This window comes from Pseudomonas sp. Sample_22 (assembly GCF_004307635.1).
Lineage (GTDB): Bacteria > Pseudomonadota > Gammaproteobacteria > Pseudomonadales > Pseudomonadaceae > Aquipseudomonas.
Genome location: NZ_RCNY01000016.1, coordinates 87,280 through 99,237, shown reverse-complemented (window position 1 = coordinate 99,237; position 11,958 = coordinate 87,280). Strand labels below are relative to the sequence as shown.

The 11,958-nt window shown below is 57.9% G+C and carries 11 protein-coding genes; 5 read left to right on the top strand and 6 right to left on the bottom strand.

Features of this window, described 5'->3' with window-relative positions:
* The first annotated feature begins 9 nt into the window (after nucleotides 1-9).
* Nucleotides 10-1,242, top strand: a complete 1,233-nt coding sequence (locus D8U73_RS03535; RefSeq protein WP_130903748.1) for a dienelactone hydrolase family protein — start codon at nucleotides 10-12, stop codon at nucleotides 1,240-1,242.
* A 65-nt stretch (nucleotides 1,243-1,307) separates the two neighbouring features.
* On the opposite strand, the gene D8U73_RS03530 is transcribed toward D8U73_RS03535, so the two are convergent.
* Entirely contained in the window at nucleotides 1,308-2,825 is a 1,518-nt protein-coding gene (locus tag D8U73_RS03530; protein ID WP_130903747.1) for a nucleobase:cation symporter-2 family protein, read from the bottom strand.
* Between the two features lie 256 nt (nucleotides 2,826-3,081).
* Between D8U73_RS03530 and D8U73_RS03525 the strand changes: the two genes are divergently transcribed.
* The gene (locus tag D8U73_RS03525; RefSeq protein ID WP_056857077.1) at nucleotides 3,082-3,363 is read left to right on the top strand and encodes a BrnT family toxin; all 282 of its coding nucleotides are present in this window, start codon (nucleotides 3,082-3,084) and stop codon (nucleotides 3,361-3,363) included.
* A gap of 3 nt (nucleotides 3,364-3,366) precedes the next feature.
* Nucleotides 3,367-3,693 (top strand): BrnA antitoxin family protein, encoded by a 327-nt coding sequence (locus D8U73_RS03520; RefSeq protein WP_130903746.1) that lies wholly within the window; start codon nucleotides 3,367-3,369, stop codon nucleotides 3,691-3,693.
* A 70-nt stretch (nucleotides 3,694-3,763) separates the two neighbouring features.
* Here D8U73_RS03520 and D8U73_RS03515 read toward each other — a convergent pair whose 3' ends face one another.
* Nucleotides 3,764-4,591 (bottom strand): arylamine N-acetyltransferase, encoded by an 828-nt coding sequence (locus tag D8U73_RS03515; RefSeq protein WP_130903745.1) that lies wholly within the window; start codon nucleotides 4,589-4,591, stop codon nucleotides 3,764-3,766.
* A 112-nt stretch (nucleotides 4,592-4,703) separates the two neighbouring features.
* Nucleotides 4,704-5,498, bottom strand: coding sequence for an exodeoxyribonuclease III (locus D8U73_RS03510; RefSeq protein WP_056857074.1), 795 nt, complete (start codon nucleotides 5,496-5,498; stop codon nucleotides 4,704-4,706).
* Between the two features lie 204 nt (nucleotides 5,499-5,702).
* Here D8U73_RS03510 and D8U73_RS29115 point away from each other — a divergent pair, with 204 nt between their 5' ends.
* Entirely contained in the window at nucleotides 5,703-6,011 is a 309-nt protein-coding gene (locus D8U73_RS29115; RefSeq protein ID WP_082557690.1) for a hypothetical protein, read from the top strand.
* Nucleotides 6,012-6,067: 56 nt separating this feature from the next.
* Here D8U73_RS29115 and D8U73_RS03500 read toward each other — a convergent pair whose 3' ends face one another.
* From D8U73_RS03500 to D8U73_RS03490, 3 genes are all read right to left on the bottom strand, one after another.
* On the bottom strand, nucleotides 6,068-7,474 hold the full coding sequence (locus D8U73_RS03500) for a DUF1254 domain-containing protein (RefSeq protein WP_130903744.1): 1,407 nt from the start codon (nucleotides 7,472-7,474) through the stop codon (nucleotides 6,068-6,070).
* Nucleotides 7,475-7,617: 143 nt separating this feature from the next.
* Nucleotides 7,618-9,189, bottom strand: coding sequence for a GGDEF domain-containing protein (locus tag D8U73_RS03495; RefSeq protein ID WP_056857104.1), 1,572 nt, complete (start codon nucleotides 9,187-9,189; stop codon nucleotides 7,618-7,620).
* 203 nt (nucleotides 9,190-9,392) lie between these two features.
* Nucleotides 9,393-11,141 (bottom strand): L,D-transpeptidase family protein, encoded by a 1,749-nt coding sequence (locus D8U73_RS03490; protein ID WP_130903743.1) that lies wholly within the window; start codon nucleotides 11,139-11,141, stop codon nucleotides 9,393-9,395.
* Nucleotides 11,142-11,223: 82 nt separating this feature from the next.
* On the opposite strand from D8U73_RS03490, the gene D8U73_RS03485 reads away from it, so the two are divergent.
* Nucleotides 11,224-11,928 carry a murein L,D-transpeptidase catalytic domain family protein gene (locus tag D8U73_RS03485; protein ID WP_130903742.1) on the top strand — a complete coding sequence of 235 codons (705 nt, stop codon included), beginning with the start codon at nucleotides 11,224-11,226 and terminating at the stop codon, nucleotides 11,926-11,928.
* Nucleotides 11,929-11,958 lie beyond the last annotated feature (30 nt).

Here is an 11,958-nt window from a genome sequence, read left to right as displayed (position 1 = left end):
GTAGATGACATGGGCAAGATGATTGAGATCCGGGCAACGGACAGCTGCGCCACGTTCAGCGGTTACCTGGCCTTGCCGGCCAGCGGCAAAGGCCCCGGCGTGGTAATCGGCCAGGAGATTTTCGGGATCAACGCCAACATGCGCGCAGTGGCCGATTTCTATGCCGAGGAAGGCTATGTGGCGTTGGTGCCAGACCTGTTCTGGCGCCTGCAACCGGGCGTTGACCTGGGCTACACCGAAGCGGACTTCGCCGTGGCCATCGACCTGTTCCAGCGCCTGGACGTGGACAAGGCCGTCAATGACATCGACGCCAGTTTCAACACCCTGCGCGCACTGCCTGAAGTCGAAGACACGGGCCTGGGTTATGTCGGCTTCTGCATGGGGGGCAAACTGGCCTGGCTGACTGCCACGCGTACCGACGTGGCCTGCGCTGTCGGCTACTACGGCATGGGTATCGAGCACCTGCTGCACGAGTCGGAAAACCTCAAGGGTCGCCTGGTCCTGCATTTTGCCGAAAACGATGGCTATTGCGACGCCAGTGCCCGCGCCCAAATCAGCCAGCACCTGGCGGCCAATGCCAAAGCCGAAGTCTACGTGTACCCAGGCGCCGACCACGCTTTCGCCCGGGCCGGCAGCTCACACTACGACAAGCCGTCCTCGCTGATGGCCCATGAACGCAGCATCGCCGCTCTCAAGCGCGAGATCGGCCCACACTTCAATCTGTCGGCCCTGTGGGACGAACACATCCGCCACGAGTTCGAGACCCGCGACGTACCTGCCACCATGGCGACCATGGTCGCCGAGCCCTACGTCAACCATATTCCCACCATGACCGGCGGCGTCGGCGCCAAGGAACTCAGCCGTTTCTACCAACACCATTTTGTCCACGGCAATCCAGCGGACATGAAGCTCATCCCTATCTCGCGCACCATTGGCGCATTGCAGATCGTCGATGAGTTCATCATGTGCTTCACCCACAGCAGCGAAATCGACTGGATGCTGCCCAACGTGGCTCCGACCGGAAAGTACGTCGAGATTCCGATGTTGGGGGTGATCAAGTTTCGAGGGGACAAGCTCTACCACGAGCATATCTACTGGGACCAAGCCAGCGTGCTGGTGCAAATCGGCTTGTTGAACCCTGAAGGGCTGCCGGTGGCCGGAGTGGAAACGGCGAGAAAGCTCTTGGATGAACAACTGCCGTCGAATACGTTGATGGGGCGCTGGACGCAAAGCGGGCAATAGAAACCGACAATGAAAAAGGCCGATCTGTCATTCAACAGATCGGCCTTTTTTCATTCACTCAACCGTCAGACATGCTCACTGGCTTTCGCAAGCGTTGCCCGTGGCTCGCCATGCCCGTGTTCCGCCTCGACCACCGGAATCTCCTTGCCATCGCAGTCGTGCAGTTTGCCGTCGCTGAAGTAATCACCCTCACGCAGCGCCGCCAGATCCTGATAACGCAGAACCCGCTCAGTACCCGCTGCAAATACCGACTGCTGATCGGAGTTACCGGCAGTAAGGTGGTTGAAGGTCAGGTTGAGTACGATCGCCATGATCGCCGAGGAGCTGATGCCCGAATGGAAGATCGTGGCGAACCAGCTTGGGAAGTGGTCGTAGAAGTTCGGTGCAGCGATCGGGATCATGCCGAAGCCGATGGAAGTGGCGACGATGATCAGGTTGACGTTGTTGCGGTAGTCGACCTTGGACAGCGTACGAATGCCGCTGGCTGCCACGGTGCCGAACAGCACAATACCGGCGCCCCCCAGGACAGACGTCGGCACGGCGGCGATGACCCGCCCCATGAACGGCAACAGGCCGAGGATCACCAGGAACAGGCCGCCTGTGGCCACCACGTAGCGACTTTTGATTCCCGTCACCGCCACCAGCCCGACGTTCTGGGCGAAGGCGCTTTGGGTGAAAGAGCCGAAGATCGGCGCGATCATGCTCGACAGCATGTCAGCGCGCAGGCCATTGCCCAGACGCTTGGAGTCGACCTTGGTGTCGATGATTTCACCGACAGCCAGGATATCCGCCGAGGTTTCCACCAAGGTCACCATGACCACGATGCACATCGACAGGATCGCCGCGAAGTGGAAGGTCGGCATGCCGAAATGGAACGGGGTCGGGAAGCCGAACATCGGACCCTCGCTGACGGATGAGAAATCCGCCATGCCCAGGAACACCGCGACCACCGTACCGATAACCATTGCCAGCAGGATCGAGAGACGGGAGATGGTCGCGCTGCCGATCTTGCTCAATAACAGCACCAGCACCAGCGTCATTGCGGCCAGGCCGATGTTGGCCATGCTGCCGAACTCTGGGGAATGGCTGTTACCGCCCATGGCCCAGCGTGCGGCCACCGGCATCAACGTCAGGCCGATGGTGGTGATCACAATGCCCGTGACCAGGGGCGGGAAAAACTTGGTGATTCGTGAGAACACCGGCGTTATCAGCAATCCAATCAGGGACGCCGCTATCACCGCGCCCAGAATCGATTGAAACCCGCCCTCGCCGCCGCTGCTGACAATCGCCACCATGGTCGCGACACCCGAGAACGAAACACCCTGTACCAGCGGCAACTGACAACCGAAAAACGGCAGACCCAGGGTTTGCAGCAACGTGGCCAGCCCCCCCGCGAACAATGAAGCAGCAATCAACAAACCGATGTCCGCCGGCGACAGCCCGGCAGCCTGGCCGATGATCAAAGGCACCGCGACGATGCCACCGTACATGGTCAGAACATGTTGCAGGCCGTAAGCCATATTCGCGCCGATCCCGAGGTTTTCGTCTTCGGGCCGTTGGTGTGAAACATGGGGCGTTTTCATGTTAGGGGGTTCCCTGGTTTTTGTTATGCGCACACTGTATGCAAGACTCAGGACAAATGTCTATAGAGTTGTATACAACTTGCCCGTCAAAATATGAACGAGCAGTCATGCAGACTGTGTGCCACCGCGCTCCTGCCTCACCTAATTCCTTGAAATACATCCAGCCGAGCCATTCTCCTGCGCCCACTAGTCTTTTGAATGCATGGCGACGATCGGTCGACACCGCCTCCTTCCATATACATATAAAGTATGCATAATGAAGTCATTCGAAATTCAGTACCACAAGGCAAAGAACGCAGCCAACAAGCTCAAGCACCAAGGCATCAGCCTCGCCGAGGCTGAACCGGTTTTCCATGACGAGCGCGCTCTGACATTGCAGGACGACCACCATGACGAACAGCGCTGGATCACCATTGGGCTGGATGGCAAAGGGCGTTTATTGGTCGTTGCATACACCTATCGTGATCCGAATTTCGTTCGAATCATTTCTGCGCGCCTCGCCAGCAAAAACGAGCGGCGCCAGTATCTGGAGGCTTGAACCATGAAAGACGAATACGATTTTAGCGATGCCAAGCGCGGGGCAGTTGCCTCGGGCAAAGGCAAAACCCGCATCACCATCATGCTTGATGACGTGGTCATCAAGGCCGCACGCGCGTTGGCAGAAGATGAGGGCTACGGCTACCAGACCGTAATCAACAACATCCTGCGACGGGCTTTGCTCACCGCTTCGAGCAAAACGGCTGAAACGAATACGACTGGACATTTAAAACCGGGCATCACGGCCACGGAATTGAAAAGCCTGGAGAAAAAACTGCTCGAGGCCCTCAACGAAATTCATCGCGTGATGGAGCCCGACGCTCGGCCCTAGACCCTGGCCAATAAACAAAAACGGGCAGATTGATGCAATCTGCCCCTTTCTTGTGCACACGATAATGGCGCTATTGCAGCTTGATAAGCTGTTCGAGTGTGTGCATTAACGTCGCCTGGGTTGGCACCCGAATACCAAACTCGCCTTCCAGCACGCCAAGCAGGTCCTGCAAGTCGGCCATCTGCCGACGCTCGCTTTCGTGGCCGATGCGATGGATCGCAAAGCTGCCGTTATTGAGGGTGCGGCGCCAACCCTCCCCGGTCCGCGCCACCATCAGCTGACGGGCGAAGGGTGATTGCGGATGGGTCGAGACGTACCAATTGCCGACGCAATAATCGATATCTTCCTGGCGCTGCAGATCGAAGATGTACATCGCCCGCCACTCGTCGCCGACCTTGGCACGAAGCGTGTAGCCGTCAGCGTGCTGTTCGATGCGATAGGGTTCGTGTGGCGTGGGTTGCTCGGCGGGACTGTCGAGCAGCAGCGGCGCGGTGGGCACCATGCCGCCGAAACCGACATCGGTGATGTAACGCACGCCATCCAGCGTCACCAGGCTCAAGCGATGGGTGCGCGCCGTCCATGCGCCTTCGGGCTGGCCCATGACCACGCGACCACTGATGCCACGCACTTCGAAACCCAGTTCCTGCAGCAAGGTCAGGTACAGATAATTGAGTTCGTAACAGTAACCACCGCGTCCCTGATGCAAGACTTTTTGCTCGATCGACCCAAGATCGATGAGCACCGGCTCGCCGGACAAGGTCGTCAGGTTTTCAAACGGGAAAGCCCCGGTGTGGCGCAATTGAAGCTGACGCAAGGTCTCCAGGGTCGGCGCCGGGGGGGTATCGAAGCCCAGCCGTTGCAAATACAGCGCACGATTGGTCAGGCGTGGTTCGCTCATCGTTCAGTCCTTATGCACGCAAGCGGCGGATCATTCCGCCAATGGCCGCCAGGTATAAGGGATGAACCACTGCGCACGACAATTGATTTAACCAATGGGCTGATGGGACAAATCAATGACGCTTGCGCGTACCCAGTTGAATCCAGGTTGGCGCATGGTCACTGGCATGGGGTTCATTTCGGACCCAGGCATCGACGCCAGCCTCCTCCAGGTAAGGACTCAGGGCCGGATTGAGGAGCAGATGATCAATGCGCAAACCGGAATTCGTCTGCCAATGCTGGCGAAAATAATCCCAGAAGGTGTAGACCCGTTCCTGCGGGTACAAATGCCGGATGGCGTCGGTCCAGCCCTGATCCAGCAGACGCTGAAAACACGCTCGGCTCTCGGGTTGCAGCAGCGCATCCTTGAGCCACGAGCGCGGATTGTAGATATCCAGATCGGTCGGGACCACGTTGTAGTCGCCGGCCAGCACCACCGGATGCTCACTGCTTTGCAGCGTCTGCGCGTGGCGGATCAGGCGCTCGAACCACGCCAGTTTGTAATCGAACTTCGGCCCCGGCTGTGGATTGCCGTTGGGCAGGTACAGGCAACCCACCAGAATTCCATGCACGGCAGCTTCCAGGTAGCGGCTGTGACTGTCGCTGTCGTCACCCGGCAACCCCCGGCGGCTTTCCAGCGGTTGCGCATCGCGCGCCAAAATCGCTACCCCATTCCACGAGGCTTGCCCTTGCCAGATCGCACCATAACCAATGGCTTCAAGCTCCGCTGCGGGGAATGCGCTGTCAGCTGATTTGAGTTCCTGTAAACAGGCGATGTCTGGACGTTCGCGTTCGAGCCAGGCAAGCAGGTTTGGCAGCCGTGCGCGCATACCGTTGACGTTGAACGTCGCGATCCGCAGTTTTTTCATGACCAACGCTCCATTTCCTGGCTGTCCTGGCTGTGACCGCAGGAACTTGCCAGTGGTTGCGTCGGCCCGCTGATTTGCAAGGCATTTGTAGGCATTCCAGCGCCAACAAGGCACAGGCTGCGCCGCTCGTCACCCTACCGGCACCAACCCTGCCGCCGTCCACACCAACATCAGGAACCGACTCACTTTTGTGGAGACGTAACCATGTTGAACATCAAAATGACTTCGTTGTTACTGGCCGGATTGTTGTCCGCGATGTCCGTGCACACCTTTGCGGAATCTACCGACAGCCCCGATGCAACCAACACCAAATCCGGTGCCACCAGCGGCCCGGTCATGCCACCTGATAACACCCCCTCAGCGCCCTCGGGTGGCAACGCCGGTGACGGCGGCGCTACCGGCTCCTCGAGCGGCAGTGCAGGAAGTGGTAGTGGTAGCGGCTCAGGCGCGGGTGGAGGGACCGGCTCTGCAGGTGGTGGAACCGGTGGTGCCGGCGGCGGGACAGGCAGCTGAACAAACAAACGCAGCCGATGACCGTCCTTCATCGGCTGCTTTCCATTGCTCGTATTTCACATCTGTTTGACCGGGGGCGGGTTCCATTTGCCGTTCAGCGCTTCGGCCTTTGGCCCGTACAGGCGCATGGTCAGGTTAAATGGGCCTTTGGGGGCCGGTAGCCAATTGGCCTCAAGATCTTTGCCGGGGCTTTCGTTCTGGAAGTAGATATCCAGTGAGCCATCTTCATTGGTTTTGAAAGGCATCCAGCTACTAACAGCAAAGCGATTGAGGCCATTGCCGACCTGGAAGCCTTCAGAATCGTAGAGAGTGATCGACCAGAATGCGTTCACCGGAGGCGCCTCACCCTTGGCGAAATGCATCACGTACTTGTTCACGCCATCGAGGGGCTTACCGTTGGCATCACCGATGTTCAGAGGATAAATCGCATCTTCGGGCAAATTGGCGCCGAGCCCCTGTTGGGCAACTATCGCCCGTTTCAAGTAGTAGTTGCCGTAGACGCCCATGGTGTCAGTGTTCATCGACCAGCCGTTAGCTACTCGTGCCAGGGTTTCCAATTTCCATTTCATCAGCGCCTGTGCCTCTTCGGGCACCGTCTCTAACGCCGCTTTGACGTCCGGGTCCATTGCATCCAGGTTAAACGTTTTACCGGGCTCGAAGCCGATACGTTTCATTTGTGCCAGCATCGGCTGATCAGTGCTGTGGGCGGGATGCATTTTCAGCAATTCACCGGCATAGGCGAAGTAGGTGGCTGCCGACATCGTGTCGACCTGGATCTTCGGCGGGGTCTTCATATCCACAGCCGGATCGATCTTGATGCTGACCGGTTCAGCGCTCTTGCCCAACCGCGACAACGGCGTCACGGTGTAGCCAGCCTGGATCTTGTGCACCGCCGCGTAATCCGCTGCGCCGTCGGTTTTGGTGCGGCCGATGACCCAGACAAAAGGCGTGGTTGCCGGCAAATGGTTTAAACCGGCAGGCACCGTGCCGGTCCAGCCCGGTGGCGTCACCAGAAACTGCGCGGCGTCGGTTCCCGTGGTGCGCCAGCCCGGTGAAGCGAATACATCGGTCCACATGTCGAGCATCGGCAACAAGTAAAAGCGCCCGTCAGTATTCGGCGTGGCGATGACCAACGGCTCTTTGGTCAAGTCGAGCCAGGCGATGGAATACAAGGTGTCGAAATTCGAACGCACCACCCCTTTGAAATTTGCCGGTGGATACTCCGGCACGTTCACAAACATGTTCATCGGGCCCTTACCGAATTCCTTGCCCGGCTCGATGTTGGTGAACTGCTTTCGGGTGATATCCATACTCAACAGCGGATAGAAATAAATGTAGGCATCAACGCCAATAGCGTGAGCTTCTGCAGATGTAATTTTCGATTGCGCGTGACTGACCAGCGGGAAGATAGCGGAGGCTGCAAGGGTCAAGGCAACGGCTGTCAATGCTTGGGTTATCAACATGTTGGCGATCGTCCATGCGAAGGGGGCCCTGACCGTTTCGGCAGGGCTAACGCAACTCTAGACGATCAAATGCACGACATTTGACAGGCAGACAGTCGGCTGGAAGATGTGTTGCATACATGAAACAAGCCAATAAAGCACCTTCACCGATCCGAACGCATCAGCGCCTCCACACCGCCCTCCATCGACAGCACCGCCGAACGATTACGCCCCGAATGTTTGGCCTGATAGAGCGCAGCGTCAGCCCGCTGGATAAACACTTCCATGCTGTCGCGGCCCGTCGGCATGAACGAGTAACAGCCGAGACTGACCGTTACAAAACCGGTAGGCGACCCCGCGTGGCTGATGTTCTTGTCCATGACGCTGCGGCGGATCTGCTCGGCAATGGTCATGGCACCATGGATGTCAGTATCAGGGAGCAGCACGGCGAACTCTTCCCCGCCGTAACGCACCGCAAGATCAGCCTTGCGATGGCAACAACCTTTCACGGCGTGCGCGACTTGAGCGAGGCAATGGTCACCGACCACATGACCATAAGTGTCGTTGTAGCGCTTGAAAAAATCGATGTCGAGCATGATCAGGCTTAGCGCAGTGTGCTGGCGTGCGCCGCGGCCGAACTCGATATCCAGCGCTCGTTCGAACAAGCGGCGGTTGGCCAGACCCGTAAGGCTGTCGTGGGTGGCGATCAATTCCAGGGCTTGCTGAGCCCTGCGCAAATCCGCTTCGACTCGCTCGCCGACCCGAACCTGACGGATAAACATCCAGCCAAACAGTCCGACCCCCAGCATCACCAGCGCGACGATGAAGCTGGAGCGAAACGCTGTGTCGTACCACCCCGCCAGAATCGCTTCCCTGGACGATGCCGCCGAAACCACCAACGGATAAGCGTGTAGCTGTCGATAGCCATGTAACCGCACGATCCCATCCACCAACGAAGGGAACATCGCGTTGCCAGAGGTCGCCCGTGGCAACAGGTTCTGAAAGATTTCGCCCTTGGCCAGCGACGTGCCGATCTGTGCCTCCACGAACGGACGGCGCGCCAGAAGCGTGCCATCGGTCAACGCAATGAACATCGAGCCTTCTTCGTCGATGCTGAAGCTTCTGAAAAACTGGTCGAAGTAAGACATTTTGATCCCTGCCAGCAAAACGCCCTGGAACTCGCCGTTCCTGCCGTTCACCCGCTTGGAAATCGGGATGATCCACTCCCCGTTTTCGCGACTGCGAATGGCCGCGCCGATGTGCGCCACGGACGAGACATTCTGCTGGTGAAACCTGAAGTATTCGCGATCCGCCACACCGGGACCCCGGGGCAGATTCTCGAATGAGCTGACGATCCACTGGCCTTTTTGATCAAACAACAGGATGCCGTGCAACTGATCCAGCGACTGCACCCGTCGGACAAAGGTTTTTTGTAATCGTGACTTGAACGCCGGGCTGGAGCCGTCGAGTTGAATCCAGTCCACCAGGCTGGTCAGGACCAGATCGGCCTTCATGATGGTGTCTTCGGCCTGTTGTGCCATGGCACGCGTGAGGTTCGACGATGCCACTTGAGCCTGATTCAGGTCGTGTCGCCGGGACTGCTCCAGTTGCAGATAAAGCAAGGCACACAGGCAAAGACACACCGTAGCGATGAACAGCACCGCAGCCTTGCGCAAGGGCAGGCGCTTCAATGCATCGCCGGGGGCGTGGTGCTGGTCGTCGAGGTGAATGGGCAAAAGCGCGTCCTGAAAAGGGCAAGTCATGAGTCCAGGCCCATATCCCTTGGTTCCGGGCGCCAAGTCTACGGGTTTGCAAAGCAAAAATGGGAACCGCTTGGCCAGTGGTTCCCTTGCGTCGCACGACACATTCGTCTGACAGCGTATGACGCCTGACGCTGCTCCCGCAGGGCTGCATTTATCGTCAGCGAGCTATCCCGCCCTTAGTTGTTTTTCCCCGTCACCACCAAAGAAGTTGTCGCCTTTTGCAAGTCCAGTACGGGCAACTCCGTCGGCATGTTCAACCGACGCAAGACTGGAGAGTCATAACCATAGACGTCAGGCTTGAACGTCACTCGCCCATCGTTGCTCAAGTCCACCGTCCAGTAAGCCAGCAACACCGGCACCTTGACTGGCAGCTTGATGTTTTCGGTCTTGCCGTTGGCCAACTGCTTTTTAATACCTTCGCTGTTCCAGCGCACCGGATCGTTGAACAGCAATTCGACCAGTTGCAACGGATTCTCCACCCGAATACAGCCGGAACTGGTAGCGCGCATGGACTTGGCAAACAACTCGCGGTGCGGCGTGTCATGCAAATAAATGGCGTAATCGTTGGGGAAGCGAATCACCACCTGGCCCAAGGAATTTTCCGGACCAGCATCCTGACGCAAGGTGATGCCGCGTGCGTTGTACCAATCGATGCCCGACGGATCGAGTACATTGCCTTCCCGGTCAAGCGCTCTGATTCGGTTCGCGGCCAGATAGCCAGGATTCTGTTGAATCTTGGGCAGCATATCCTTGACCAGAATCGTTGGTGGCACGGTCCACGTGGGGTTGAACGTCACATAGGTAATTTCCGACTGGAACACCGGCGTGCTGCGAAATGGCTTGCCGACCTGCACCCGGGAGCGCCAGATCGGTTGACCATCGCGATACAGCGCGACCTTGTAACCGGCAATATCAACGACGACAAAAGTACCCTGGAGTTTGTACAGCAACCACCGCGCCCGCTCCATGTTCACCCGGACCTGATCGATCCGCGCTTCCACAGGCACGTTCAACGCCGCCAGAGTGGCCGCCCCCGCTACGCCATCCGCGCCCAGATACTGCTCAACTTGATACTTCTTCACTGCTGCGATGACTTTGTCGTCGTAATCAGTGCGTTTTCCGTTGTGCGGCTCCAGATAGCCACCCGCCGCCAATCGGGAACGCAATTGCATCACCGCCACGCCGTCCATACCAGGTTTGAGAGATTGCCCTTCAGTCACTTTTGGCCAGCCGCCGGAATCCCTGACCTGGCGCAACTGCGCCAAGGCCACCCGCATGCTGCGATAAACCGCCTCTTGCGGTGGCGCTTGAGCAAATGCGCGTGCCACATCGTGATCGTTCAGGGCGGTGAAGAAACTATTCACATCCTCACGGGGATCAACCCCGACCGGGTCGAAGTTCCAGTGAAAATCCAGCCGCGCCGGATCGACCTTGCCACGACGCAACTGGAGCAGCGCGGTGATGTAAGTGCGGGTAGCCGCAAGATCAAAAGCGGCCGACTGGGCCGGTGTCGGTGCGGTAGTCTGGATCGCCAGTTGCGCCTGAGCCAACTCCGCTACATGGAAATCCGTCGGGACCAAGCCATCGATTTCTGTTTCGTTCAGGCTCTTGAGCAATTGGGAGAAGTCACGGCCGTCCGTCCAGGCGGCACGGAAGTTGCGATGGGAATAAAAGTCCATCACCACACGGCCGACATCCATTCGTTGATGCTTGCGTGACGTGAGTAGCGGCGGGAACGAAGATTGCAAAGGTTCCAGCGCTGCCTGGATCGACTGACCGACGACATCGTCGGGCGCGGCGGCCAGCGGACCGGTTGGCGGAGTTACCGGCATGATCGGCGAAGTTTCTGCCAACGCAGTGCCGCTGATCAGAAAGACCATAAAAAGTGCACGGCTTATGACGAATAACCTTGTTAATTGACCCATGGATAATCCTTAATCTCCCGTAATCAAAGGGCTAGCGTCCAACTCGCTGCTAGACTCGAAATATTCCTGATGAGACATTTTTATGACGCTACACCGCTTTGGCTTTCTATACACAGCGCTGCTGTTGACGTCGGCTTACCTTCCAACAGCCTACGCCGATTCGCTTGAAGTCGCGCTGGCCAAAGCTGCTCCAAATGCCAATGCCAAGGTCATTGCCCTGGCGGTCCGTGCCAGCCAATGCACTCGCGCTCAAGGCGCAGCTGCGGCACAGAGACTAGCAGTGATCGATTACTCCCTGCCTTCGACCGAACAACGTCTGTGGGTGTTCGATCTGAAAAAGCGCAAATTGCTGTTCCACGAGCTTGTCGCCCATGGCCGCAACAGCGGCGAAAACATGGCCACCCAGTTTTCCAACCAGAACGAAAGCTTCGCCACCAGCCTCGGCCTGTTCCGTACCCAGGAAAGCTATCGCGGCCAGAACGGCTATTCATTGCGCATGGAAGGCCTGGAACCAGGGTTCAACGATAACGCCTATGACCGGGCAATCGTCATTCATGGCGCGCCGTACGTCAGTCCAGTCCTGGCAAGGGCGAACGGCCGGATTGGCAGAAGCCTCGGTTGCCCGGCAGTTCGGCCGGCGATTGCTCATCGGTTGATCGACTCGATGAAAGACGGGCAACTGCTGTTTTCCTACTACCCGGATCAGCGCTGGCTGAAGTCGTCTTCTTACATTAACTGCGGCGGCGGCACTGTGGCCTCGTCCGACAAACCTACCAAGCGCCAGTAATCATCACCTACCTGACAAAACTGTAATCTT

Excerpts from the sequence above, each read along its gene's own strand:
- D8U73_RS03535 (WP_130903748.1), top strand. The coding sequence starts at position 10 with ATGGGCAAGATGATTGAGATCCGGGCAACGGACAGCTGCGCCACGTTC.
- D8U73_RS03530 (WP_130903747.1), bottom strand. The coding sequence starts at position 2,825 with ATGAAAACGCCCCATGTTTCACACCAACGGCCCGAAGACGAAAACCTC.
- D8U73_RS03525 (WP_056857077.1), top strand. The coding sequence starts at position 3,082 with ATGAAGTCATTCGAAATTCAGTACCACAAGGCAAAGAACGCAGCCAAC.
- D8U73_RS03520 (WP_130903746.1), top strand. The coding sequence starts at position 3,367 with ATGAAAGACGAATACGATTTTAGCGATGCCAAGCGCGGGGCAGTTGCC.
- D8U73_RS03515 (WP_130903745.1), bottom strand. The coding sequence starts at position 4,591 with ATGAGCGAACCACGCCTGACCAATCGTGCGCTGTATTTGCAACGGCTG.
- D8U73_RS03510 (WP_056857074.1), bottom strand. The coding sequence starts at position 5,498 with ATGAAAAAACTGCGGATCGCGACGTTCAACGTCAACGGTATGCGCGCA.
- D8U73_RS29115 (WP_082557690.1), top strand. The coding sequence starts at position 5,703 with ATGTTGAACATCAAAATGACTTCGTTGTTACTGGCCGGATTGTTGTCC.
- D8U73_RS03500 (WP_130903744.1), bottom strand. The coding sequence starts at position 7,474 with ATGTTGATAACCCAAGCATTGACAGCCGTTGCCTTGACCCTTGCAGCC.
- D8U73_RS03490 (WP_130903743.1), bottom strand. The coding sequence starts at position 11,141 with ATGGGTCAATTAACAAGGTTATTCGTCATAAGCCGTGCACTTTTTATG.
- D8U73_RS03485 (WP_130903742.1), top strand. The coding sequence starts at position 11,224 with ATGACGCTACACCGCTTTGGCTTTCTATACACAGCGCTGCTGTTGACG.